Here is a 26,912-nt window from a genome sequence, read left to right on the forward strand (position 1 = left end):
TCTCGGATTGTATAATAATGATACAGGCATGCTTAAGCCCGCTAGCGCGTAGCGTCTTTATATGTCAGCGATATTATACTGCCTGTTACCCTCTTCCTTACATGCTCCTTTATAGGCGCTCTTTTACACCTCTACGATCCAGCTCGCTAAGTCATTCGACCAACTTCAATGATTCAATACATGAATATCACTTATACCGACTATACGCAATCTCACCATCGCATTCAGCGACAGGGCGCGCAGCTTGAACACGACTCGACAGCGCTAAACCTCAATCCCTTATTTTAGCCCGTTAAATATCTTCTAGTCATCGGTTCAACCTTACCCTATCGCACAGAGTGAGCTCTGATGGCATAGACCCTAAGCAACAGAGGCGATGAGAGATAGTGACTCTGGAATAATCTCCGCTCAAACAAAGTAAACATGCAAATTCAATCTCGAAGTGGTATTCAATGCAATTCATTGGTCTTCATGCCACAAAACTGTGCATTGTAAACACTTCAACGCAGACAGCCCAAATAATAAGGAAGCTATTGACGCCCCAAAAAAACACGCCTACGGCGACCAAGATACAAAATAATGCACAAACACTTAACTTAGTAGCCATTAAGCAATAGAAAAACGCTATAGCAGTAAGCCTACAACTCAAAGAACTACCATCAAAAGAACTATCATCAAAAGAACTCATGCGCTAATTTTTAAAAAAAATAAAAACTGGCAAGATCTTTGCGGTAGCTAAAGCAATACCCTGAATATTCAATCTGCCATAAAGTACTTTGTTGGCGATTATTGATATAACACAAACATCAATATACCAAGCTCCAAAGTAAGACTGCGCATAAAAACCACTATTAAAAGATTCCGCAATTGGACACCCATGTATCACTGACTGGGCGATCCTAGTCTCTACTGGAGTTTGTCGACTCAGCTAAATGATTGCAAAAACAAGGACACCTAACGAACAGCTGCACCATCAGAAGCACATATCATCGCTTCACCCATATAAAGAACACACTAAACGCGCATACCCAAAAGAACCTTCAAAGCTATAACTTTTTGATGACCGGAGCTCACCATGAATACTTTTTGCCAATTAACACTCAGTGCTACTATTAGCTGCGCCTGCATAATGCCCGCATTTGCTCAGCAGGCGGCTTCTATTACGCAAGCGCTTCAAAACGCAGATATTAAACTCAGTTTTCGTATGCGCTACGAAGATGTCACGGTCACTAATATTAATGCTCAAGAAAGTACTGCTGATGTACTCTCTCTAAAAACTCGCCTTAGTTACATATCGCAATCTTTTAATGGCTGGGGTTTAGGCGTAGAAATGGATGACGTTACTCACCTAACAAACTTCCAACCACAAGGCGCTAGCATTAGCGACCCTGAAGGCACTGAAGTCAATCAATACTTCCTCTCTTATAAAGCCGGTCATACGATTGCCAAAATGGGACGCAACCGCATATTACTCGACAACCAGCGATTTGTCGGCGGCGTGGGGTTTCGTCAAAACGAGCAAACCTATGATTCATTCCGTATCGAAAGCAAAGACATCAAAAACCTTACAGTATTTGGCGCTTATATTACCTCGGTTAAACGTATCTTTGGCGAGCAAGATCTAAGAGGTGAGCATGACAATCAAAGTCTATTACTCAATGCCCAGTATGCTTTCAACCCAATAATCAAACTCACAGGCTATTATTATGATATTGATAATGTATCGGTGCCCGCTTTATCCAATGCAACTTTAGGTATGCGCGCCACAGGTCAAGCGGCAGCTTTTGTGTATGAAGCCGAGCTAGCCACACAATCTGAATCAGGTAATAACAACAATCAATACTCTGCCAGTTATCTCGGATTAAGCGCTTTTTATAAAATGAAGCCCCTTACCTTTAAGTTAGGCTATGAAAGCTTGGGAACAGACCGTAATAAAGGGCGCTTCATTACCCCCTTTGCCACTTTGCATAAATTCCAAGGATGGACAGATGTATTCTTAGGTGGTGGTACCGGCAATGTTGAAGGGGGTATTGATGATCTTTATTTTCAAATGGGTGGGCAGGCCGGCGCTATCAACTTGGCGGTTGCTTATCATCAATTTAATGTTAACGATGCAACACAAACAGGTTTTGACCGCTTTGGTAGTGAGCTAGGTATTGTTATGACAGGCAAGCTACACAACATTAGTTTATCGCTCAAATATGCCAATTTTTCTGCCGATGAAAACGCCACAAACTTTAAAGACACCAGCAAACTTTGGTTGACAGCCGAGACACAATTTTAACGTTACTGAAATCGTAAATTTTTAACCAAGTTGAAAAATCGACCTTTCAGTCATTACCGCAGATGCCAAGGCCTCCTCATAAAATTGGGTATACAGTATAATTTTTGCTCTATAGTCATCAGCAATAGTGGAGGCCATGACTCAGTATTTTAGTCGGCGCTTGCTCGTATCACTCCTCTTGGATTCTAGGTAATTCTTATTTCCATCAAGCTCTCTCAAAAATCCCCCAAACGTTCTCATAATCATTAGCGTGACCAGATAGCGGACACCAACATCGACAATCGCCACTTCTTTTATTGTTTTTAGGGTTAGTATCAATCGTTTTTTGCATGTGAGCGACCCACTTTTCAGTAAACAATAGCAACCTTATTAACCTAGAGTTCTCGATAAGCTTGAAGCTAAATTTCTTACAAAAAATGGATCGATATAATCATTTCATTACAACCTGAAGCATTGAGGTACTTAGGCATGTAAAAGAGCTTTAATGCGTCAAACTACTCATTAAAAAACCTAAACAATAGCTGCTTCGCCTAATAAGGAATGACTTTTTCAGCTGCAAAAAATAACAAATAAACAGATAATATTCCGCCTAGCATACAGACAAATAAACATAATCCATCTCGTACCCACTCCTTCATAGTGGCCTCGCCGTTTTCATACCTAGCGACATACCACCTAAAAAGATAACCATACCTTCACCTAAAAAGACAGCCATACCTTCCCCAAAAAAATCATAAAAAAATTAATAACAAATTAACTATATGTCAAAATACGAGCATAGACACTCATAAATAAAATATAATGCAGACATGAACAACCGGCACGAATGATAGGGGTATTTATTTGCAATAAAAAGGTCGCTTTAAAATTGATAATGTATCTATCAACATAGTGGCGCAAGATTGAACATATTTATTAAAACAATCGTTTGAAACTAAGGTCAATAAAGAGAATATGCCGAAAAAATCAATGACTCATAAAAATATGCAAAAATATTAAAGCCATAAACAGAAAAGATACAGAGTAAAGCTTATACCTCAAGAAAAAATCAAAGATCAAATATCGACTATTTTGCCTTGCCTATACCGAGGGGGCTCACAATATAGCCATAGGCAGCTATTCAATAGTGGTCAAAGTCATTACACGCAAAATTGATCAGCTAACACATTCATCCAGTGTTTTTGGATTGCAGTGTGGGCGGCGCCATAATGTACAAAACCGTACACATCTACACTCGCCACTGAATCAATTATTACTGTGTGCATCAAGGCCACCGAAACCATGACATAACAAGCTGCCACAACCTGCAAGTAAAGCACACCCAAGCCAGCCACTTTCCAGTCACCTCTCGAAATTTATACAGCAATAGTACAGAGAGCAGAATATACAGCGCTTAGGGGAGGTACAAGTAGGACTAAAGAAACACGAAAAAGAATGCACAGTATTAAATCAGGCTGCACTGTGGGCGTCATTTAGCTGCCATACAGTTAACGAGCAAGTCATAGAGAACAGTCAATTTTTTATTAATAACCATAACTGCGAGCGGTTTAACTACATTCAAAAGTGCAGCCTGTATAATTCAAAAGTACAGCCTGCATAGCGATAATAAAATACAGCCGCCCACAATATTCATGAAGCGACAGTATTACGCCATGGATACTGTCGCTTTGAATTTTAAGTGCCATTGAGAGTAAAAAAGCATTAGCGCTGTGCAATTTGCCTATTTGAGCGCAGCGTACCATTGACCAACGTTTGCAGCGCACCACTGGGCTCAACTAATACGGTGTAATTTTTTGTACTCACACCGCTAAGCGAATACACATCAAAACCAATAACATTTGCTTGCACGCTATAGCCATCAGCATCAAAACCCAGTGGCGTATAACGAGCAAAGCGATCACTGGCCGTTAGCCCGACATACTCCGCATGAAAACTATAAAATTGAATACTGGTGCGCTGGCGCTCTGGGCCCACTTCGTACATTAACCAGCCTTCAATATCGCTATCTTCAGGGGTAATGCAAACACGTGCGGCAGTCGCTGCGCAAAGCTCTACAGTTACTCGGTTCTCCCAAGCATGCTTGCGGGCCTCAACCAAGCCGCTTAATAATGCATGATGCGCCTCTTCAACCCAAAAGGCATCAAGATGATGACTCACTTTAGCAGGGCCAAAAATCGAGACGATAACAGCCAAGCCTAAACACATACACCCTTTAAATATTGTCACTATTTTATTGCGCATACCATCTACCTCTGCTTATTAACGCTACTGGTCATCTGCTTTTTTAATGTCTACGATTTAGTCTTATTTAGGACCATACCGCTCAACACAACGCAATCCAGCACAACTCAGCTCCACCTATACCACACTCACGATAAGCGCCTATATAATTAGCATTAACGAAATAAGCCCCATAAAAATCAAGCACACTGTCAAACTGACTCGCTATATAAAAGGTAATTGAATACGCCAAAAAGCTCTAATAACAAGCTACCAAAGGGGTATGTGTAGGATTAGCGGTGCTAAGATAAACGCGCATAGAACGCTAACATCTAATCACAAAATGCTTAGAGCACTTTAATGTACAAAGAAGAACAAAAACCTTGTCAATACGCGCCCAAAGAGTAGTATTTCAAGAAGATTCCGATACCAAAGCCACCAACACTGGCAAAAAGCGTAAGCCTTGGCATAATGCCCACTCCCACATTTTTGTGTAACGGCGCACGACTCATCATGACAAACTCTATCCATGCTGCTCCCCCTTACTTTGCTGCTGTTGACTTAGGCTCAAACAGCTTTCATCTATTAGTAGCGCAGCTAGAGGATGGCTTCATTAAAACGGTAGACCGTGAAAAAGATATGGTTCAATTGGCTCGCGGCCTACAAGATGACGGTAATTTGAGCGAAGAAGCCCGCGAGCGCGCATTGGCCTGCCTCAATCGCTTTAGCGAGCGCTTGCGTGATATACCGGCACATCAAGTGCGGGTAGTGGGAACAAAAACACTACGTGATGCCGATGCAGCAGGTGACTTCTTAACTGCCGCCGAAGAGGCCTTAGGCTATCCTATTGCAATTATTTCGGGCTATGAAGAGGCTCGCTTAGTATACGAAGGGTTAAGTCGCAGTGTCGTGAACGACAATAACCAGCGCCTTGTCATTGATATTGGTGGCGCCAGCACCGAGTTTATTATTGGCTGTGATGGCACCCCCGAACTCCTCGAAAGCCTAGACTTTGGTTGTGTTGCGATTACTCGTGAGTTTTTTGCACAGGGGGTTAATGCCAAAAGCTTAAAGGCCGCTTATTTAGCTGTATGCGAACGCATCGAAGATATTCGCGCCAACTATGTAAGGCATGGCTGGGATATCAGCTACGGCACCTCGGGTACCATGCGCGCAATTGCCGACTTATGCCAAGAATACGACGGCGGAGCAGTCATTAATGCCAAAAGCCTTAATCTTCTTATCGGTGTGCTTGAAAATGACGGTGAGATTAACAGTGGTAATTTCTCTAAACCAAGGCGCAGCGTATTGCCTGCAGGCATTGTGATATTAAAAGCGATATATGATGAGCTCAATATCAAAACCTTACACGTCGCCGATGCCACCTTAAAAGAGGGTTTAATCTACGACACCATAGGCCGCTTAGGCGACGATGATATTCGTCAACGTACGATTCAAAAGCTACAGCAGCAATACCGTATAGATACCCAACACGGCGAGCGTGTACGCCATTTGGCTGCACATTTATGGCGACAAATAGACGGCCCTGTTTTGCCCGGTGCCTCGCGCACCAAGTTACTTAACTGGGCAGCGCAATTACACGAGCTGGGCCTGGGTATTTCACACTCAGGCTACCACCACCACAACCTGTATATTTTACAGCACGCCGACCTCGCCGGCTTTAGCCGCCACGAACAAGCCCTACTGGCCAACATTGCCAGCTGCCATCGCAAAAAAATCACCGGCAAGCTGACAACCTTGCCCACTAAAGCCATTGCCGCCATTATGCCACTGCTCATTTGCCTGCGATTGGCTGTCATCTTAAATCGCGGACGCGACGGTGTAGATACCTCAGTAGAAATCACCCTAAATAGCCCCAACATACAACTGATCTTTAATGCCGAGTGGCTGGCGCAGCACCCTTTAACACAAGCAGGTCTAGAGCAAGAAGCCCGTTATTTGGAAGCCGTCGGTTTTAGCCTTAACATGAGATAACTCAAACAGTGACTGCCATGGCGATTATAACTGCCGCATACAGACATTCACCTTACATTTATACTGACCATTTTTTATGATTATTAAACTGATTATTGGTATCGCCATTATTGCTGCGCTTTTTTCGTTTATTCATAAATACAAAAAAGCCAAACCCGAGGAGCGTAAAAGCTGGATCCTTAAAGGGGTCATTGCTGTGGTGGTGGTAGCCGTTATTGTGGGCGCTATAACAGGGCGTGTACCGGTTATAGCTGGGTTAGTCGCGGCAGTCGCTACTTTTGGCCGTTTTGGTTTACGCTGGGGTATGCCACTGGCTAAAATGTGGCTAGCTAAAAGCGGTGGCAATGCGACCTTTCGCAGTGAATATTTAATCATGTCCGTCAGTGTCGCCAATGGCCAAATGACAGGTAAAGTCATTAAAGGCGAGTTTGCCGAGCAAAATCTTGGTAATATAAAAGAAGATGACATCCAAAAATTGCATCGCTTCTTTAATGAACATGACAAAAAATCATACTACTTATTGACCGCCTATATCCGAAGTCGAGGCTTCGCCAATACTTTTACCGATAAAAATCAAGAGCACTTTGACAGCGCGCAACACGATCACCACCATAGCAACCACTCAAACCCGCCGAACCAATCAAGCAGTGTACCGCTAAGCGAGGCCATGGAAATATTTGGGTTCAAAGAAACACCGACAAAAAAAGAAATCATTACTGTGCACAGGCGCCTCATGAGTAAACTCCATCCCGATAAGGGAGGCAGTGATTACTTAGCGGCACGCGTTAATCAAGCGCGTGAAGTACTGCTGGCACATCACGCCCACAATGAGTAACCCGCTTACGCCAAGTGCATGGCGACGCCACCCCCCCCACTCATTCCCCCAAAAAATACGACCCCTAGCGCCCTTACGTGCATTTTTTAAGCACATTGATTATGCTAGGGGCCTTTTGCTAGCTTTTAATAACCTTAAGCATTTTGAAAACCGACAACTGCAGAGAACCCACGATGATATCCTTTTTTAGCCGTTTGTTTAAAAAAGCTCCCAGCAAAGCCGCACGCTCGGCCGCTGCTTCTAACCACGCCGCAAGCGCTTCAACCAATGGCCCAGCGAACCATAACGGCATAAGTGGTACTCATGCCAAAGTCGAGCCTGACGTACCGCAACACTATTGCCCCGAGCTTATTGACATTGCGCTAAACAATAACAGCAGTAAACATAAAACTGCAGCCCGTCAGCGTATAGCCAAACTACTCGAAGAAGAAACACTGACACTAGCGCAAGTTACACGTGATGCCGCCAACACCAATGAGCTACTGACGCTATGCAGTTTTAGTGAAAAGGCCGCCGCCGAAATACTCAGCGCTGAGCACACACAAAGCGCACTTGCCTCTTTAGCCAACGAAGCAGCTACCGCCGCCATTCGTAAAGCCGCCGCCGAAAAAGTCACCGAGCGCACCGCTATCGAAGCCATGTTAAAAGGTGCAAAAGGTAAAGATAAGCATGTTTATAAAATTGCTAAAGCCGCCTTAGCTGTATTCAAAGCCGAAGATGAAGCCTTAGCTCAAAAACATGCTGAAATTGCCAGCTTATGTAACGATGCAGAGCGTCATGGCAAAAAACCATTCGACCATTTATACACGCATAAATTTATTAACCTCGAAAAAGCATGGCAAGACACCAAATCCGATGCAACCCCCGAACTACACACCCGCTTTGATAACGCCATTGCAAAATGCCAAGCAGTCATTGATGCCGAAATAGCTAAAGAACACGCCAAAGCACAAGCCGAAGAATCCGCCAATGCTGCTATCGCAGGAATTCATGCAGCCACCCAGGCCGTGAGTCAATTAGCGGCCGAGCTCTATGATGCAACACAGTGGACAACCGACAGGCAACAACAAGCCGAGCAACAGCTTAAAACCCAAAGTGATAATGTACGTTCACTCATTAGTCGTGCTCAAAGCGAAATACAGGCCACCGAAGACACCCCCGAATCCATCAAGCTACGTCAAACCCAACAGAAGAAACAGCAAGCGGCCCAGCAATATTTTTATCAAGTATCCGAAGCAACCCATGGGCTACTCAATAAAATTGCACAAGGTCAGCTTCTCAGCTCACTGACCCAAAAAATTACGCAAAACGCCTCTACTGAACCAGAAAAAGCCGACCAGCCCAGCGCTAATAATCCTAGCACCGAAGAGCAGAACATCGCACACAACAATATTGGAACAGCTCATACACACAAAACGACAGAGCTTGAGCACGTATGCAATCAAATTGCCGAGCTATTAGCGTTTAGCAGCCAATTTAAAGATTTTACCAGCACCACCGCACAAAAAGCACAAGCGGCAATAGCCGATTGGCAAAAAGCGCAAAAAGCGCAAGCCGCTGCCCGCAAAGCACTCATTAGCAATATCAGCGACCTAATGCGTCGCGCCAGTAGTGCAGCGCGCAATGGTCAAGTCCGCCGAGCTCGCGGCATATACCGCGAACTCGACGACAAGCGTAAGCAGATTCCCAGTATTCCTCAAGGGCTAGCCAGTAAATTAGAAGATCTTGACACCGAAATAGCTAAATTAGGTGACTGGCATGAATTTGCTGTCACCCCGAAAAAGCAAGCACTCGTCGATACCATGAATAGCCTGCACAACTCCACATTAGCACCCGATGATCTCGCTGCAAAAATTCACAGCCTACAAGATGAATGGAAACTATTATGCAAAGGCGGCGAAAATCAAGATGCCGAAATTTGGCAAGCTTTTCAAGCCAGCGCCGACAAAGCCTTCGAACCATGCAAAATACATTTTGCTAAGCAAGCTCAAGCCCGTGAAAATAACGCCCAGGCACGCCTAGACTTAATCGCGCAAATGAACAACTACTACGATGCCTACGATTGGAGTCAAGCTATTTGGAAAGACGTAGAGCAAACGCTACGCGTAGCCAAAGACACCTGGAAAACGCTATGGCCTGTACCACGTCAACAGCAAAAAGAAATTCAAACACGCTTTGATGCCGTACTCGATAAAATTTATGCACACATGAATGCAGCGTTTGATACTGCCAAAGTACAAAAAGAGCAATTAATAGCTCAAGCACAAAGTGCCGCACAAAATCCAGACATCAAAGCCGCTGCCGAACAAATCAAACAGTTGCAGGCCAACTGGAAGCACATTGGTCGTAGCTATCGCAAAGCTGATCAACAGCTATGGGCAGCGTTTCGCTCTGTTTGCGATGAGGTATTTAATAAACGCCAAGCCATTTTTGATGAAGCTAATGCCGAACGCGATCAACTGATTATTCAGTCTGAGGCACAGATAGAAAAGCTCATAACCCTAAGCCAAAAGCCAGGCAAAGAACTCCAAACACTCAGCGGCCAAGTGAATGAAATCACAGAAGCTTTTTATGCTCTAGGTGAGCTACCTAAAGCACAAGTGGTAAAACTGCAAAAAGCATTGCAATCTATCGAGGCTAATATAGAGCAGTACCGTAACAGTGCTAAAGAGCAAGTCTGGGGTGTATTATTCGAATTAAATAGCCAGCTCAATACTCTAGAAGCAGCCGAGGGCGATATCACTGAGCAAACCGAAGCATTTAACACACAGCTTCAAGCACAAAAATTGCCCGGTAATAGCGTCGCCATTTTAACCAAACGCTTAACGCAAATAGCGACTCCCAATGATAACGCCGTTAAACAACTGCGCTTGCTGTGTATTCGCGCCGAAATTGCTCAGGGTATAGACAGCCCTGAAAGCGATAAACAATTGCGCATGGAATACCAAGTGGAGGCGTTGCAACAAAGCTTCGGTAGCAGCCAAAACGACACGCCCGCCACACTAACAGCACAATGGCTAGCCGTAAATGGTTGCTCCAGTACCGAATTTAACACATTGCAAGCACGCTTTATCAGATGTTGTTTTCCGCAATTAAGCAGTGCATCAGCTTCAGCTTAAATCAATGGCAGTATGTAAAAGGGCCCGCAAATGCTGGCCCTTTTACATACTGCCAACCATCAGCCTAGAGGCTACCGGCTCTCTGGAGCGAAATGTAATCTATCTCTTTTAAGTGTTACCTAGCGCCAATAAATACGCTTGATCTACCTTCCATTTATTGATGATAATAGCTTCCGCAATGACACTTCGCGTATTACCGAGCAGCCACACCAAAGGACCCAAGGATGACCATTGAATTAGTGATAGGCCAAAATACCCCCATTGATGCTAGTCTCGCTTATCAACTCAGCTTAGAAGCCGAAGGCTGGGCCATTGGTGCACTGGTCAAAAAGTCTGGAGTCTATACCTCGCTAAACAATGAAGCTGGCGTAAACTTAGTTAAGCAGTCGCTTTATCTCAATTTACAAGATGCTCATAGTACACTCGAAGAAATACTCATTTATTGCGAACAAGGCCCAGCAGCAAAGCCACTCATTCACGCTACCCTCATCACCTCTTTAACGGGCGAGCAAGTCATTGCATGCTCATCAGGGAATATAGACACTCAACTACAAGTACTTGAAGCCATCCATATTTACTTTAAAAATGGGCAATGGAAAATAAAATCCTTTTTCCAAGGCTACAGCGGGGGTAAGCAAGCCCTGTTTCAAGCGAAAAGTCTCACCCAACATACTCCCTTCGCCACAGCAACATCCGCACCGCTCAATACGCCAACACCGCCAACCCCTGGCGTGCCTATATCGGCAAAACTTACATGGTCAGCCTCTTGCGCAGAGCACTTTGATACCTCTAGTGCTTACCTGGGCTCTGAGTTTTCTGCTTTATCCAGCCTCAACTTTTTTTGCTTATATATTTTAAAAAGTGGCCAGCGCGGTGTCATTTATGGTGCCGATGAACACACCCAAGGTTCACTCGAAGGTATCCCTTATTGCAAAACACTCACCAATGCCGATAAAGGCGAGAGCGAACTACTGTTCAACTCGGCTTACAGTCATAAGATGTTTAAGTATATTATTTGTGCCGAAATTACCGAAGGCAGTCGCTGCTGGAAGGACACCCAGGTTCAGCTAGCTATTCACCTCGATAATCAATTGACCCACTGCAATATTGATTCCGCGCTGCACACGCCTTTTTATGTTTTGGGTTCAATCGAGATAATTGGCACTCAAGCAACGTTAAAGCGCATTGATCAATATTTCCACAGCCCTGCCGATATCGCCAGCGCCGTAGGCTTTTCGCGCGCATAAACGCCAAGTTCCAGTCATCATCAAGGCGAGCCTCTAATGATGACTGTATACCGATAACTCATTGGCATGCTATTTTCACACCAGTACAGGTAAAAAAACGCCATACTCCCCAACACCCAGCACATTCGGATAGGGAAATATCCATCGCCCCCTTGTTTACATGTGGGGCCACCCCCATAAACATAAGCAATACACGCACAGCTTAGTAAGCTCTGGGCTGCACACTTTAATATCAATGGAAATACCATGGGTAACATTAAGTTTTTTTGGGGCAGTTTTTTAGTGACGGCAATCGGTGCCGCCGCCGCTTTTTACTTTTACGGTTTAACAGGCTTATTTTTAGTTGCTGTCTTATCGGTACTTGAGATTTCTCTATCTTTTGACAATGCGGTTGTAAATGCAACAGTGCTTAAAGAAATGGACGCAGTATGGCGCCGGCGCTTTTTAACTTGGGGGATTCTCATTGCTGTATTTGGCATGCGTATTGTTTTTCCTGTTGCTGTGGTATCAGTGATTGCAATGGTCTCACCATGGGAGGCGCTACGCATCGCCATCGACAACCCAGAACAATACAAAATCATTATGGAAAGTGCCCATATTTCACTCATGGGTTTTGGTGGAGCCTTTTTAATGTTGGTGGGTCTAGACTTCTTTTTAAATGATGAAAAAGAAGAGCATTGGATCGGTGTAATTGAGCGTCCAGTACTGCATGTAGGTAAAATCAAGTTTGCCGCCGAAATACTAACCGTACTTTCACTCCTAGTGATTGGTGCTTTTTTTCTACCAGAAGCTGATAAATATTCCTTTTTAACCGCGGGTGTTTCGGGTGTCATTACTTTTACTGCTATCCATAAACTGGCCAATTTTATGGAATCAAAAGAAGAGCAACGCAATGCCGCAAAAGCAACTCAAGCTGCAGCTAAAAGTGGGTTAGGTATGTTTTTGTATCTAGAGATTTTAGATGCTTCTTTTAGTTTTGATGGCGTTATTGCCGCTTTTGCTATCACCACCAACCTCTTTATTATTGCCATTGGGTTAGGGATTGGGGCCATGTTTGTGCGCTCACTCACTATTATGCTGGTAGAAAAGAATACACTGGATGAATATCGTTATTTGGAACATGGTGCATTTTATGCAATTATTGCGTTGGCGATTATTATGTTCATTAAAACCTTTCATCATGTGCCAGAGGTTATCACCGGCTTACTTGGGGCAGGATTTATCGCCATTGCCTTTGCTCACTCGATCATTATTAAAAAAAGACATGAAAATCAACATTCTAGCTCGTAAACAGACTGTTAAAACTATTTCTACCTCTACCCACTAACTTATAGGAAATCACATGGCTATTAGCTTAGAAAAAGGTCAACGTATTAGTCTTGAAAAAAATGGCTCAGGCCTAGACGAAATATGCGTCGGTGTTAACTGGGGCGCTATTGAAAAGAAAGGTTTATTTGGCGGCAAAAAACGCGTAGCCGTTGATCTTGATGCCAGTGTGGGTGTATTTACTGCCGACAAGCAGCTGGCCGAAGTGGTTTATTTTGGTAACTTGCGCAATAAAGGTGGTGAAATTACGCACAGCGGCGATGATCGCACTGGGGACATTGACGGCGATGATGGGCTTGATAATGAGATTATCACCATCAAAATGAGTCGCTTACCTGCTGAAGCAGACAAAGTCGCTGTCGTACTTAACAGCTTCCAAGGTCAAGACTTTGCCTCGATTCCTTTTGCCAGTATCCGCCTATACGAGGGCAGCCCTACTCGCGTTGATAATATTATTGCTAATTACAATATTGCCAATGAGCCTAAATTTAACGGGTCGGTATCCATGGTACTAGGCATACTGTATCGCCATGGTAGCGGCTGGAAATTCAGAGCAGTAGGCGAGCCCACCAGCGATCGTAAATTAGAGCAAACGCTCAACACTGTCGCAGCAAATTATTTATAAGTGGCTTTGATAGAATACTGCTTGTCGCAATGGCTTATGCTTTAATAAAGGTCTGCACCTAATTGAGTAAAAGTCTACCCCTAATTTAGTAAAGGTCTACCCCTGATTTTAAAAAAGGGTAGGCCGCCAACAGGACTCCATTATGCTATCCAATTTAATGAACTCTATTAAAAGTAAAGCGTCAGATTTAAAAAGTGGCGTACTACAATACAAAAATAAAAATTTTCTCAATGCAGCGGCAGCTGGCTCTGTGCTAATTTCTCGTGCTGATGGTGATGTATCGAGTGAAGAAAAGCAAAAAATGATGAAGATCGTCAGCAGTAACGATGCATTATCTGTATTTGATCAATCAGAGGTTATTAAAGTTTTTAACGAGTACCTCGGCTACTTTGAATTTGATGCCGATGTTGGAGTTTCTAAGTCGTATGAGGCACTCAATAAAATTCGCGGTGATGAAACACAGTGCAGAACATTAATGCGCTTAGTTATTGCTATTGCAGGCGCTGACGGTGATTTTGATGCTGACGAAAAAGCTGTTGCTAAAAAGGTTGCCGTAGAATTAGGTCTCACACCTGCAGAGTTTGAACTTTAAGCCACTAGGCTTACAATACTATTAACTTAATTTCAATAAAGTGGAGTAATATATTATGGGCGTATCTTTACAAAAAGGCGGAAACGTATCTTTAGAAAAAGTAGCTCCTGGCATGACCAAATTACGCGCCGGCCTAGGCTGGGATACTCGCGCCACTGACGGTACTGATTTTGACCTAGATGCTTCAATTTTTATGATCGGTGAAGATGGTAAAGTCCTTGACGATAAAGGCTTTATTTTTTACAACAATTTAAAATCTGTCTGCGGTTCAGTAGAGCATACTGGCGACAACTTAACCGGTGAAGGCGATGGTGATGATGAAACCATCAAAATCAACCTTACCGATGTACCTGCCGCTGTCTCTAAAATTGTGATTGCTGTAACTATTCATGATGCCGCTGCACGCAACCAAAATTTTGGTCAAGTATCTAATGCATTCATTCGTGTGCTTAACGAAACAGATAATAGCGAAGTAGTACGTTACGACCTCAGTGAAGATTATTCTGTTGAAACTGCTTTGAACTTTGGTGAATTCTACCGTCATAACGGCGAGTGGAAATTTAAAGCTATCGGCCAAGGTTTTGCTGGCGGTTTAGCGCCCTTAGCTAAGCAGTACGGTGTTAACATCGGTTAAACCGACGATATACAGGCTAAAAAGGCGGGCTTACCCCGCCTTTTTTTTGGAGTCATTATGCATAACCAAAACCAGTGTGGCGTCACCTTACAAACTGGTCGCTTGGAGGTTGAAGTTGAGCCCTCTACGCATTCGATTGAAAATTTACTCGAGTTTGCCTCTCGAGAAAACCCTAAGCGCGCTTACCTTTTTGTCTCTAAAGTTTTAGGTAAGTATATCCCTTGCAAACCATCCACTATGCGTAATTCATACCGCGAGCTTGCCAAACTAATTCACCCAAAAACACCAACACTTGTATTAGGCATTGCAGAAACTGCAACCGGATTAGGCGCAGGCGTTGCACAAAGCTTTTGCCAGCAACATAAAGATATTTATTTTTCACAAACAACACGTTTTAAAAAAGATAGGCCGCTCGCTTTTGATATTACCGAAAAACACAGTCATGCGCCTCAACACCTGATTTATGACTTCAATAAAAATATCCCAAGCGATACTATTCGCGATGTAGTTTTAGTTGATGATGAAATTAGTACGGGAAATACCCTTACTCAAATAACGCAGGAAGTCATCGCCTACCTACCCAATGTAGAGCGTGTACACTGGCTATCACTGGTAAATTGGATGTCACATTTGCGCTGTAAAGAAATTAAAACACAGCATAGCAACATCGACATTCACTTTGCTAGCTTACTAAAAGGTGAATTTAATTTCAAAAAAACCTCTAATCAAGTGATTGAATTTCCACGCGCCACAGCCACAGAGCTGTCGCGAGCACACTGCCGCTGGGATCTAGGTAGAACAGGAGTTTGTATTAATGAAACATCTAAAGTCACTTTTATTAATACACAAAAAGAGCGCCTAACGCTCGCGCATTTAGACAGCAGCAGTTCTTATGTGGTTGTAGGAACCGGTGAATTTAACTATCAACCCTTTTTATTTGCCGAAATCATGGAGCAAGCAGGTTTTGATGTACTGTTTGAGTCTACTGGCAGATCGCCTATTTTAAAAGGTGGGGGTATCTCAAGTAAACTATCCTTTTTTGATGCCTGCCATCAAGCTAATTACTACCTATACAATTTACCCGAAGAGCGCACGCCCATTATCCTATATGAAACATTAGAGCAATTAGAAGGCTCTCCATTACATAAACTACTTCATTGCCGCGCTTATTACCTAGAGGACTTTTAATGAAAACAATTGCATTTACTGACCTCGACGACACTTTGTTTCAATCACCTCGCAAGTGCCCTGATGACCATCAATACAGCATTGCCGCCGACCTACCCAATGGTCAACCCGGCGCCTATGCAACTCCTCAACAGCAAATGCTAACGGCTATGCTAGAACCCTATATGGTGATCCCTGTGACCGGGCGACGCACCGACTCGCTCGCTCGTGTGCGCATGACTTTCGAGCATTATAAAGTGGCCTCTCACGGCGCTATTATTTTAGATGCTAATAATAATATCCACCCAGCTTGGCTGCAGATACTGCAACAAGAAGAGCCCCAATGGCGCTTACGCCTACAAGCTTTAGAGCAGGAGTTACTCACCTATATTGAGCAACATAATTTAGATTTACGTGTGCGTATTGTCGAAGATTATAGCTACGCTTGTTATGTATGTGTTAAAGGGCGTGATGATCACCTTAATCGTATGCAAAAAAATCATCAGCCTCGCTTGCCAGCCGAAGGGTTTACCTGCCATATAAACGCGAGAAACCTCGCCTACATGCCGCCTTATGCCAGTAAAAAGCGCGCTGTACTTTTTTTAAAAAAATTAATACAAGCAGAAGAACAGTCAATAGTTACTTATTTAGGCGTAGGAGATAGTAACTCTGATGCAGCTTTTATGGCCGCTTGTGATTTTCAAATCTTACCCTCACACAGCCAAATAGCTGAGAACTTATTATGAGTGACGCCTCACATTACATACCGTTAACAGGCAGCTACACGCTTGCTGATTGTGAGTTTTTGCTGCAAGAAGTAAATATTCAACCACTGAGTATCGCCGAAAAAGAAACACTACTACAAAATGGTGATGTACACTATTCCAAGATAATTTCTAACGAAACAGAGCCCAGTCAAACTTACTTGGAGACGTTTTATACTCTGGTTGAAGCGTATGCTGATCGACTTGCCGCTGAAATAAAATTACTTGCCAAGCAAATATTTGAGGCGAAAGGTGAGTGCATTACACTGGTATCTCTCGCTCGTGCAGGCACTCCTATTGGCGTTTTGCTAACACGTGCACTCAAGCAGTATTACAGTCAAAATGTAAAGCATTTCTCTATTTCCATTGTACGTGACCGAGGCATCGATACGGCTGCTTTAGCGCATATTCAAGCAGCAGGCTATCCCGCCGAATCGATTGTTTTTGTCGATGGCTGGACCGCTAAAGGAGTCATCAATAGAGAGTTAAAAACCGCCATTGCACACTGGAATAGTACTCACGATTATTGTATTGGCGATGAGCTGTGTGTCATATCTGATTTAAGCGGGAATGCCCAGTGGATTGCCACCACCGATGACTATGCCATTCCCTCAGGGGTACTCAATAGTACCGTGTCGGGTTTGCTGTCGCGTACGCTCATGCTTGATAATATGACAGGTTTTCATCAATGTATTATGTACCAGCACTTAAAAACTCATGACTTAAGCAACTGGTTTATTGATCAAGTGAGTCAGCGCTTTAGTACCGTACCAACAGCTGTGAACACAGTTGACCGCACATGGCGCATAACCCGACAAAAAATAGTAGCGGCTTATATGCAGACTATTATGGCGCGCTACAACATTACAGACATTAATAAAATAAAGCCTGGTGTTGCCGAAGCAACGCGCGTTATGCTGAGACGGGTCCCTAGGTTACTTATATTACGTGACAGCCAAAGTAGTGATATTGCCCATTTAAAAGTTTTGGCCCACGAAAAAAATGTTGTTCTTATCGAAGACCCTAACATGCCATTTTCAGCGATTGCCTTAATTGAAAATATAAAAACCTAGGGCAAAAAATACTAGCGCCTCGGCATTAATAAGTAGGCGTTAGCTAGTGTTTATCTTTCCAGTTGGCCCACGGGTCTGCGCTAGCTGGTGCTCGAGTCGCTGGCTTTTTACGTTGATCAAATGTCTTTTTAGCACTGCTTCTGCCCAAGCCGCTACGGCCACCGTTTTTATCAAAATCGGCGGCTTTTTTAGCGCGCTTTTCACGCAATTGCTCAGCATCTTCCAAGCTTAACTGTGCAGGCTCACCAGGCTTGTCGCCCTCAGGAATCACGCGATCGCGCGGCGGCAGCTCAAATTGCTCACTCGATGCCCGTGGCAAACTTTTAAATTGGTACAAATAAAAAGCTTCGACTTTTTCGCGCGCCCAATCTGTTTTTTTAAGAAATTTAATACTTGAGTCAATACTAGGATTCGTTTTAAAACAATTAATATTCATATACGCATATAAAATATTAAAGCCGTAATGCTCTACAAGCTCGGTGAGTAGTGCCTTAAGGCCTAAGCCATGCAAAGGGTTGTTTTTGTAATCGATGTGATCGTTCATAATATCGCCAGTATTGCTCAAAAATATGTCAGTATTATACCTGTAACCTATGCCTTATGGGCATCATCTCAATACTCTTGCTAAAGCACACTTTACATGACCGCCTTTTTGAAACTTTATATTCCCTAACTTAGCCTTTGGCCAGCCACCATGCCCGCGCCAACAAGCCTGGGTAGCCACTGGCGCCCATAGTATAGCCATGTATTTGACCACCTTTAATAAATAACACTGTCGGCGTAACCTTGACCCCCCAAGTATTAGCTATCGCTTGATTATCATCATTAATAACCGGGATATTTAAGCCACTGCTACTGACATATTGCTCAAGAACCTTGTCATCTCCTGAGGCCATGGCAATACTAACCACGGGGTGATGCTTTGCTAGTTGCTTGACCGATGGGCTGGTCACTTTACAAGGACCACACCAAGTAGCCCAAAAATAAACGACCACTAATTCATCCGCAGCATAATGCTCAAGATCATGGAAATTAATCACCTGTTCGTTGAGAGTAGTATAGCTACCCACAGGTAAAGTACCTTGGGGTAATTGTTGTGCGCGCCAAATATCTAATGCTGTACTCATCAATAGAAATACAAAAAGCATAATGGCTACTTGTATAGCAATGCTAGATACTTTTTTTACGATGGGTTGATAATCAATCATACACTTGTGCTCGGTATTTTCGTCGTATTAAGTTTTGGATTCGACGCCAACTTCACATTTAAATTCATAGCATGAACGACTATTGACGCTGCGGCGCCCAAAACCAGGCAATGCTAGCGCCGGCAATAGTGCCGCAAAAGTGCGCCGTCCAGCTAATACCTGGGGCAGCGTACAGTAGCGAAAAAAACATGGTGCCGTAAAATATCAACACCGCAATGGCTATGGCAATAGCTATCAATGAGCGCCGCTTGATACCATATACAATAAGAAAGGCCCAATAGCCAAACAACAAGCCTGAGGCGCCAATCACTATCGCCGGCGGGCTAATTAACCAAGTACCTAAGCCGCTTAAAATAGTAATTGATACTGTCACCTTCCAGTACAGCTTACGCCCTTGCATGCGCAATAAAGTACCCAGTACAAGTAATGAGATAGAGTTAGCACTAATATGCAATAGATTTTTATGCGCAAAAGGCGAGGCCACAATACCCCACAAACCAGACAACGTACGCGGCTGAATACCCAATATGTAGTTAAGATTTGGAATCACAAATGCTAAAAAATAAAACACCCAAATCAACGCCAATAAAAAGCAAGGCTCAAAGGTTATTATTTTTTTTATCGCCATAATCAATACTCGCCACCTATTTTACCAATGATCGCCCAAGGTCAACACCCAAAATTCTCAAAGACAAAAAACCTCAGCAAGAGCCAAGGTTTTATATTTACCACTGTTGTAGGCACCCAAACTGACACTATATTAACGTTCTTAAAATCTCGATTTTGTACTGCTGAAAAGCTTAATATTGCATGCACTCACGTATAAATTTAGCCTTACTTTACAGGTAAAAACTAGCGCTTAAATGGCCAAAAAATAATATATCAAAACGTCTTATTCGATTCGTAGTTTTGCAAACTCATCAAAATAAGTTGGAAAGGTTTTAGAGGTACACTGAGGGTCATTAATTGTGATTTTTGCATCACCAAAACTGGCAAGTGAAAAACACATTGCCATGCGATGGTCATCATAGGTATCTATGGCTGCACTTGTCATCTGTGTAGGCGGGGTAATGTGGATATAATCTTCACCTTCCTCGACTATCGCACCCACTTTTCGCAATTCAGTCGCCATAGCACTTAAGCGATCGGTTTCTTTCACGCGCCAGTTATAAATATTGCGAATGCGTGTGCTGCCTTTTGCAAAAAGAGCAGCAGTTGCAATGGTCATTGCAGCATCGGGAATATGGTTTAAATCAACATCAATCCCATTGAGCGTGCCTGTGCCGGTCACCTCAATCCAGTAGTCACTGTACTCGACTTTGGCACCCATTTGCTCAAGTACACGAGCAAATGCAGCATCACCTTGCACGCTGGCATTACCTGTACCATGCACCTTAACTGGACCATGCCCAATCGCAGCAGCAGCCAAAAAATAACTCGCCGACGATGCATCTCCTTCAACCATAATATGCCCTGGAGCAGTGTAGGTTTGTCCGCCTTTAACCACGAAGCTTTGATAATGATTGTTGGTCACACTCACACCAAATTTAGCCATAGTATCTAAAGTAATATCAATGTAAGGTTTAGAGACCAGTTCGCCATCCACTTCAATATGTAAATCACTGCGTAATAACGGAGCAATCATCAATAAAGCCGTCAAATATTGACTAGAAATATTACCACGAATGCTCACTTTGCCACCGGCAAGCGCCTTACCTTTAATGTCCAGTGGTGGGAAACCTTCATCTTTAAGGTAGGTAGCATCGGCACCTAATTGCGCCATAGCATCAATGAGGTCGCCAATCGGGCGCTCATACATGCGCGGCTCGCCGGTAATTTCGAACTGACCCGAGCTTACACATAGCGCTGCGGTTAAAGGTCGTACAGCGGTACCTGCATTACCCAAAAACAAACTCACCGGCTCAGCAACATTAAACACGCCACCTAGACCTGTAACGGTACACTCTGTGCGCTCGGCATTGAGCGCATAACTAACGCCCAGCTGTGTGAGTGCCTTTAGCATATGTTTGACGTCATCGCTATTGAGTAAATTAGTAATACGTGTTTGCCCCTGGGCGAGGGCCGCTAATAATAAAATACGGTTAGAAAGGCTTTTAGAGCCCGGCAAAGTCACTTCGCCACGTACCGCCTTAAGCGGCTTAAGGGTTAGAGTTTCCATCGATACAGACCACTACAGCTTAATTTAGCTAAGCATTTTAGGCAGTTGAAGCGTAAAAAGCCACCGATTGCATAACCGTAGTGCAAAACAAGCCTCGTACACACAGCCCGCACTCAAATTCTGCCACTCTGACTTACCATCCCATCAAGTCCACAGTGTAACTTTAGAGTGCGATATAGAAGCATTAAGTTCTACGGAATAGCATTCCAGCATGCTATTGCACAGCCGGCCAGGTCGCCACTGCTCATCTTTGATCATTTAAGACACTAACCATCCACTAAAAATGGCTGTCATATTAGCTATTTGACATATAAAACCTGTTTTAACAGATTATTAATTTTACCTATCGTCGCTATAGCAATAAAAAAGTGTCACTGTGGTTAACAAGTTTTTATAGTTCACCCACAGCTTTATAGCTCAAAGCGCGCTGCACAACAAAACTGCTGCGTCGCACGCTGCGTAAAGCAACTGAGACAGCACAGGGCCAGCTCTAAAGTGGTACTAGCATTTATATAGCGCCCAAACTGCAGCTTCTCTATATTAAAAGTAAAACAGCAACAAGTAATTAACATATTTTATATTGCAACGATGCAAACCAAAAATAAAACGTAATTATTCAGCCAAGCTGAAAAAATTTACCTGATAGAGCACTGATGGATTATTTTATGGGCATTTAAGTGCCGGGAGCGCTTATATAGCGCCCATGGATGGCTTGAGCGGCCCAGACAATGATTCATTAGTGCCCAATTTCGGTATCTCTGAATAGTTACAATAAAACTAAAACCAAAACACTCACAAGAGAACGCATCTCATGAAATTTTATAAATCACTCACCGCTTTGGCTATAGCAGGGATATACAGCACAAGCTACGCCCCTTTAAAGGCCATAGCCGACCCATCAAGTATTAGCAAACCCAAAGGGGCAATAGGTAGCGGTAGCGTGTTAGTCGGGCAACCCAAGTCCAATAATTTTTGGTGGCCAGAGCAGCTTGATTTAGCGCCACTGCGCGATCATGACGCGCGCTCCAACCCATTAGGTCCAGACTTCAATTACGCCGAAGCCTTTAAGCGCTTAGATTTAGAAGCTGTTAAAAAAGATATCGATACACTACTCACCTCATCACAAGATTGGTGGCCCGCTGACTTTGGAAATTACGGTCCGTTTTTTATCCGTATGACTTGGCACAGCGCCGGCACCTACCGCACACTTGATGGGCGCGGCGGTGGCGACGGTGGACAGCAGCGCTTTGACCCTCTTAATAGCTGGCCGGATAACGCAAGCCTGGATAAAGCCCGTCGCCTACTTTGGCCCATTAAACAAAAGTATGGTGCCGCTTTATCGTGGGGTGACTTAATTATTTTAGCCGGTAATGTGTCGCTCGAAAACATGGGCTTTGAAACCTACGGTTTTGCCGGTGGCAGAGCCGATGACTGGGAGCCAGATCTTGTATACTGGGGCCCAGAAGTAGAAATGCTTGCGAGTGACCGCAAGCAAAAAGACGGTAAACTTCAACGCCCATTAGGGGCAACCCATATGGGATTGATTTATGTCAATCCAGAAGGCCCCATGGGTAAGCCAGACCCACTCGGCTCGGCTAAAAATATCCGCACAGCTTTTACCCGCATGGCCATGACCGATGAAGAAACTTTAGCACTCATTGCCGGCGGCCATACCTTTGGCAAAATGCATGGGGCACACAAACCTAGCGATTGCGTAGGTCGCGAGCCTGCAGCTGCACCATTAGAAGAGCAAGGCCTAGGCTGGAAGAACAAGTGCGGAAAAGGCCACTCAGAAGATACTGTCACGAGCGGCCTTGAGGGCGCCTGGACGCAAGCCCCTACACAATGGACAACACTCTACTTATCTAACTTACTTAATTTAGAGTGGAAGCAAGTACGCAGCCCTGCTGGCGCTATTCAATGGGTGCCCACCGATGAATCATTTCACAATTCAGTACCTGATGCGCACATTAAAGACAAGCGCAACCCTCCGGTAATGACTACCGCCGATTTAGCGCTGAAATTTGACCCAGCATACAAAAAAATAGCAGAGCGTTTTTTAGCCGACCCTAAGGAATATCAATTAGCCTTTGCTAAGGCATGGTATAAATTAACGCATCGTGATATGGGACCAAGCACACGCTTTCTTGGTAACGATATACCTGCCGAAGAGCTCATTTGGCAAGACCCTATCACTGTTTCTGATAAAAAAGTTATCGCTGCACGTGACATTAAAAAACTCAAAAAGCAGATTCTTAATTCTGGCTTAACAACTCAGCAGTTAATCCATACAGCGTGGGCTTCAGCTTCTAGCTTTAGAGCGAGCGATATGCGCGGTGGTGCAAACGGTGCTCGTATTGCTTTAGCACCACAAAAAGACTGGGTAGTGAATAAGCCACAAACATTAGCTAAAGTCATAGCAACACTAACGCAAATACAATCTGACTTTAACCAAAGCTCATCTCGTAAACATGTTTCACTGGCTGATCTTATTGTATTGGGCGGTGCAGTAGGTATCGAGCAAGCAGCGAGTCAAGCAGGTGTTAACGTTGATGTACCTTTTACTCCTGGGCGCGGTGATGCAACACAAGCACAAACAGATGTACGCTCTTTTGCACTACTTGAGCCAACAGCCGATGCGTTTCGCAATTACTTTGATAGTAACAAAAGTTATCGCACACCCACTGAAATGCTAGTAGACAAAGCCGATCAATTAACTCTGAGCGTGCCCGAAATGACTGTTTTACTGGGCGGCCTACGTACATTAAATATTAATAGCGACGGTACAAAACACGGCGTATTCACTCGTAACCCAGGCGTACTCAGCAATGACTTTTTTATCAACTTGCTCGACATGAACACGCAATGGCATAAAACCGATCAAGCTGGTATTTATCAAGGTGCTGATCGTAAAACAGGAACTATCAAATACACGGCAACACCTGTTGATTTGATTTTCGGATCCAACTCAGAACTACGCGCAGTCGCTGAAGTGTATGCATACAATGGAGCAAAAGAACGCTTTATTAACGACTTTGTTAAAGCTTGGGTTAAAGTGATGCAGCTCGATCGCTTTGACCTTAAATAGTTAACGGCTGCTTTATATGGCGACAACGTTACCACTGATTAATCAGTGAAATAATACCTATACCCCAAGCAGGCTGCCACTTGATTGGCAGCCTGCTATTTAATACTTAAATAATACTTAAATAATATTTAATTATCACGTGTTAACACTTCAAGTAATTCGATCTCAAACTTCAAATCAGAATTAGCCGGTATCACCTTACCCATCGCACGCTCACCATAAGCCAAATGTGCGGGCACCTCTAAAGTGCGTTTACCACCTACTTTCATACCTAAAATACCTTGATCCCAGCCTTTGATCACACGGCCTGTGCCAATAACACATTGAAACGGTTTATTTTTATCATAAGAGGAATCAAAAAGTGTACCGTCGCTTAAAAAGCCACGATAATGCGTTGTAATTAAAGCGCCTTTTACCGCCTCTTTTCCGTTACCTTTTTGTATATCTTTAATAATGAGTGATGTCATAGCTGTACCCTAAATAATCAATACCTTCATTCATTGTCCACTTACGCTCGCACCATAGGAATTGAGCTTGACTAACACACTCAAAACATATCGAGTTTCACGGCAATACTGAGGTAAAATTTTGCGAGGATACACGATTTCACGAGAGAGCAAAACACAGTGAGCCTAAATACGAAGAAATCAAAAACCTAAAGTAATACTTTAGTTAATAGATACGACACATAACCTTCTGGGTAATCAGGAATACTGGCCTCTAAACAATAACCTTGCTTTTCATAAAACGGTTTAGCCTGCCAGCTAGTCGTAAATAACAGTGAACGCTTAAAGCCCTGACTCAATGCAAAACGCTCGGCTTTACCGACCAAGCGACTACCAACCTGAGCCCCTCGAGCGCGTTCACACACCCACAACAATTCAATATGCAAGGTATTCCAGTAGCATACTGCCCTTAAACCACCGGTAATACTACCGCTATTGTCCCGCGCAAACACCGAAAACTTTATCTCATTATCCTCAGGTTCAAGGGTGGGTATCATTGCGTGGTTGTAATTGACAATACCTTGGCTAATAATTTTTGCATCTCGCGCCGATGGCGTGGTTGTTAATTCAATATTCACAGCAGCTCCGTTAGTCGCCATTTGATCTGACTATCATGACACGTTTGCTGCTGTGTTGTTATCGATTAGAAGATCAAGAGTTAGTAATCAAAAAATCGCTAGGGGTTTTTAAGGCTATTATTTATATATTCAATCTAAAATTAGCTTCGGCAATTGACAGCAGGCGTACTCTTTACAACTGTCGAAAAGTGATAACTATAATCTCCACCTATATCCTGTGTGCCGCCATTACCCGCTTGCGGGCCTATAATATAAGTATGTTGAGCTGGCAAGCCAGCTCTTGCGTATGCACTAATGTCAGTAGCAGCATTACCGTAAGCTCGCACTATGTCCAATTGTGCCTCATTAACCAAGTAGCGAATATAGTCCGCTTTATAATTTTCAGTATCCAATGAAAGCAACCCGCCACTAGAAGGGTTGGTATGTAAATGCCTAGGTATAATATTGTTTGTTTTAAACCACTGGCGGGTATCTTCGGCAACCCAATAAGGCCGACCTGTTAGATAAACAATCTGATAGTTTTTTGCAGTGTAGGCTTTAACAACTTCTGTGGCATAAGCATGCGCAGCAGCCGTTTTACTTCCAAAATAGTCACCAATGCCTTCGAAATCGTTTAAGGTTAATGTACCATCGATGTCAAATAAAATGGTTTTTCGATTGGGCTCTACCACATTCAAATAACCGGTTGCCGAGCTAAGATCACCTTCAACTACCATTTTAACTATGTATTCACCTACTGGACGGTCGGCAATTGGCACGTAGATTCTGCCATCTTTATTAGTTACAGATACACCGATATATTCCCATTTCGTCATTCCTTTACTGTAGAGGTAGGTATGTACTTTTTCACCTTCTAAATCTTTGTGCAAAATAATATCGTAATCAAACTTACCCACTAAGGTTGCTGTTTTACCCTCAAGCACAATAGCATCTTGCACCATGTGAAAAGGCTGATAAAATCCAGATAACAGTTTATTACCAAAATGCTTAAAAGGTTTTTTTTGTGGTGCATTAAACGACGGTAGTACATTAAATGCATCAGCATCTGGGCAAGTTGCAGCATAACCGTTGAGCGTAGGAATAATAGCTAAAATTAAAACGACCGTTTTATACAACATCTTCATTATACGAAACTCCTTATAAAAATAATTATTAGGGTTAACTGTTAATATTGATATAAAAAATACATAAACTGATTGACAAGCAGGCTTAACAGCTAAATCAGCATATTGTAGATATATTAATTTTTTATGTAACTCTTCGCTTAAATCAAAAAATATTGATAATAAACACAGTAATAAATTGCTGGTTCGCTATTTAAGTAGCAAAACCTAAGCAAATAAGGGTCAAGTAGCGCATCAGCATAGTGACATGTAAAATAAGAGCTTGCAGGGAATTAGGAGCTTAGGGGGTTAACACTTTAGCGCGGGCAATCAAAAAATCGATCATAAATTTAATACTTATAACAACAC

21 protein-coding genes are annotated in these 26,912 nt (G+C 43.3%); 13 read left to right on the plus strand and 8 right to left on the minus strand.

Annotation, left to right across the window (positions count from 1 at the left end; all coding sequences use genetic code 11):
* Nucleotides 1–1,075 precede the first annotated feature (1,075 nt).
* Entirely contained in the window at nucleotides 1,076–2,284 is a 1,209-nt protein-coding gene (locus AC438_RS07315; protein ID WP_082354021.1) for an alginate export family protein, read from the plus strand.
* A gap of 1,701 nt (nucleotides 2,285–3,985) precedes the next feature.
* Here AC438_RS07315 and AC438_RS07325 read toward each other — a convergent pair.
* Nucleotides 3,986–4,525: a hypothetical protein gene (locus tag AC438_RS07325; RefSeq protein ID WP_053980595.1), complete on the minus strand. Its 540-nt coding sequence runs from the start codon at nucleotides 4,523–4,525 to the stop codon at nucleotides 3,986–3,988.
* 492 nt (nucleotides 4,526–5,017) lie between these two features.
* On the opposite strand from AC438_RS07325, the gene AC438_RS07330 reads away from it, so the two are divergent.
* The 11 genes from AC438_RS07330 to AC438_RS07380 all read left to right on the plus strand — a co-directional run bounded on the left by AC438_RS07330 (nucleotide 5,018) and on the right by AC438_RS07380 (nucleotide 17,881).
* Nucleotides 5,018–6,499: a Ppx/GppA phosphatase family protein gene (locus tag AC438_RS07330; RefSeq protein WP_053980618.1), complete on the plus strand. Its 1,482-nt coding sequence runs from the start codon at nucleotides 5,018–5,020 to the stop codon at nucleotides 6,497–6,499.
* Nucleotides 6,500–6,575: 76 nt separating this feature from the next.
* Nucleotides 6,576–7,334 carry a J domain-containing protein gene (locus tag AC438_RS07335; protein ID WP_053980596.1) on the plus strand — a complete coding sequence of 253 codons (759 nt, stop codon included), beginning with the start codon at nucleotides 6,576–6,578 and terminating at the stop codon, nucleotides 7,332–7,334.
* A gap of 173 nt (nucleotides 7,335–7,507) precedes the next feature.
* Nucleotides 7,508–10,453: a DUF349 domain-containing protein gene (locus AC438_RS07340; protein ID WP_053980597.1), complete on the plus strand. Its 2,946-nt coding sequence runs from the start codon at nucleotides 7,508–7,510 to the stop codon at nucleotides 10,451–10,453.
* Nucleotides 10,454–10,677: 224 nt separating this feature from the next.
* A complete protein-coding gene (locus AC438_RS07345; RefSeq protein ID WP_053980598.1) occupies nucleotides 10,678–11,700 on the plus strand; it encodes a hypothetical protein in 1,023 nt (340 codons plus the stop codon).
* Between the two features lie 246 nt (nucleotides 11,701–11,946).
* A complete protein-coding gene (locus tag AC438_RS07350) occupies nucleotides 11,947–12,990 on the plus strand; it encodes a DUF475 domain-containing protein (RefSeq protein ID WP_053980599.1) in 1,044 nt (347 codons plus the stop codon).
* Nucleotides 12,991–13,042: 52 nt separating this feature from the next.
* Nucleotides 13,043–13,651 (plus strand): TerD family protein, encoded by a 609-nt coding sequence (locus AC438_RS07355; protein WP_053980600.1) that lies wholly within the window; start codon nucleotides 13,043–13,045, stop codon nucleotides 13,649–13,651.
* A 142-nt stretch (nucleotides 13,652–13,793) separates the two neighbouring features.
* Complete coding sequence (locus AC438_RS07360) at nucleotides 13,794–14,243, plus strand: tellurite resistance TerB family protein (protein WP_053980601.1); 450 nt, start codon at nucleotides 13,794–13,796, stop codon at nucleotides 14,241–14,243.
* Between the two features lie 55 nt (nucleotides 14,244–14,298).
* Nucleotides 14,299–14,877 (plus strand): TerD family protein, encoded by a 579-nt coding sequence (locus AC438_RS07365; RefSeq protein WP_053980602.1) that lies wholly within the window; start codon nucleotides 14,299–14,301, stop codon nucleotides 14,875–14,877.
* Between the two features lie 57 nt (nucleotides 14,878–14,934).
* Nucleotides 14,935–16,065: a phosphoribosyltransferase domain-containing protein gene (locus AC438_RS07370; protein WP_053980603.1), complete on the plus strand. Its 1,131-nt coding sequence runs from the start codon at nucleotides 14,935–14,937 to the stop codon at nucleotides 16,063–16,065.
* On the plus strand, nucleotides 16,065–16,790 hold the full coding sequence (locus tag AC438_RS07375; RefSeq protein WP_053980604.1) for an HAD family hydrolase: 726 nt from the start codon (nucleotides 16,065–16,067) through the stop codon (nucleotides 16,788–16,790). The genes AC438_RS07370 and AC438_RS07375 overlap by 1 nt, the downstream gene beginning before the upstream one ends.
* A complete protein-coding gene (locus tag AC438_RS07380) occupies nucleotides 16,787–17,881 on the plus strand; it encodes a cysteine protease StiP family protein (RefSeq protein ID WP_082354022.1) in 1,095 nt (364 codons plus the stop codon). Before AC438_RS07375 ends, AC438_RS07380 begins: the two co-directional genes overlap by 4 nt.
* A gap of 43 nt (nucleotides 17,882–17,924) precedes the next feature.
* Here the strand turns inward: AC438_RS07380 and AC438_RS07385 are convergent, their stop codons facing one another.
* The 4 genes from AC438_RS07385 to aroA all read right to left on the minus strand — a co-directional run bounded on the left by AC438_RS07385 (nucleotide 17,925) and on the right by aroA (nucleotide 21,268).
* Nucleotides 17,925–18,425, minus strand: a complete 501-nt coding sequence (locus tag AC438_RS07385) for a VF530 family protein (protein WP_053980620.1) — start codon at nucleotides 18,423–18,425, stop codon at nucleotides 17,925–17,927.
* Nucleotides 18,426–18,555: 130 nt separating this feature from the next.
* The gene (locus AC438_RS07390; protein WP_053980605.1) at nucleotides 18,556–19,089 is read right to left on the minus strand and encodes a thioredoxin domain-containing protein; all 534 of its coding nucleotides are present in this window, start codon (nucleotides 19,087–19,089) and stop codon (nucleotides 18,556–18,558) included.
* 79 nt (nucleotides 19,090–19,168) lie between these two features.
* On the minus strand, nucleotides 19,169–19,717 hold the full coding sequence (locus AC438_RS07395) for a rhomboid family intramembrane serine protease (RefSeq protein WP_053980606.1): 549 nt from the start codon (nucleotides 19,715–19,717) through the stop codon (nucleotides 19,169–19,171).
* Between the two features lie 264 nt (nucleotides 19,718–19,981).
* The gene (aroA, locus tag AC438_RS07400) at nucleotides 19,982–21,268 is read right to left on the minus strand and encodes a 3-phosphoshikimate 1-carboxyvinyltransferase (protein WP_053980607.1); all 1,287 of its coding nucleotides are present in this window, start codon (nucleotides 21,266–21,268) and stop codon (nucleotides 19,982–19,984) included.
* A gap of 811 nt (nucleotides 21,269–22,079) precedes the next feature.
* Between aroA and katG the strand changes: the two genes are divergently transcribed.
* Nucleotides 22,080–24,356, plus strand: coding sequence for a catalase/peroxidase HPI (gene katG, locus AC438_RS07405; RefSeq protein ID WP_053980608.1), 2,277 nt, complete (start codon nucleotides 22,080–22,082; stop codon nucleotides 24,354–24,356).
* A gap of 128 nt (nucleotides 24,357–24,484) precedes the next feature.
* Here katG and AC438_RS07410 read toward each other — a convergent pair whose 3' ends face one another.
* The 3 genes from AC438_RS07410 to AC438_RS07420 form a co-directional block, all read right to left on the minus strand.
* Nucleotides 24,485–24,823, minus strand: coding sequence for an FKBP-type peptidyl-prolyl cis-trans isomerase (locus AC438_RS07410; RefSeq protein WP_053980609.1), 339 nt, complete (start codon nucleotides 24,821–24,823; stop codon nucleotides 24,485–24,487).
* 188 nt (nucleotides 24,824–25,011) lie between these two features.
* Nucleotides 25,012–25,440: a GNAT family N-acetyltransferase gene (locus AC438_RS07415; protein ID WP_162230707.1), complete on the minus strand. Its 429-nt coding sequence runs from the start codon at nucleotides 25,438–25,440 to the stop codon at nucleotides 25,012–25,014.
* Nucleotides 25,441–25,580: 140 nt separating this feature from the next.
* Nucleotides 25,581–26,564 (minus strand): lipin/Ned1/Smp2 family protein, encoded by a 984-nt coding sequence (locus AC438_RS07420; RefSeq protein WP_202904723.1) that lies wholly within the window; start codon nucleotides 26,562–26,564, stop codon nucleotides 25,581–25,583.
* Nucleotides 26,565–26,912: the final 348 nt, after the last annotated feature.

This window comes from Marinagarivorans algicola (assembly GCF_001292705.1).
In the GTDB taxonomy this organism is placed as follows: domain Bacteria; phylum Pseudomonadota; class Gammaproteobacteria; order Pseudomonadales; family Cellvibrionaceae; genus Marinagarivorans; species Marinagarivorans algicola.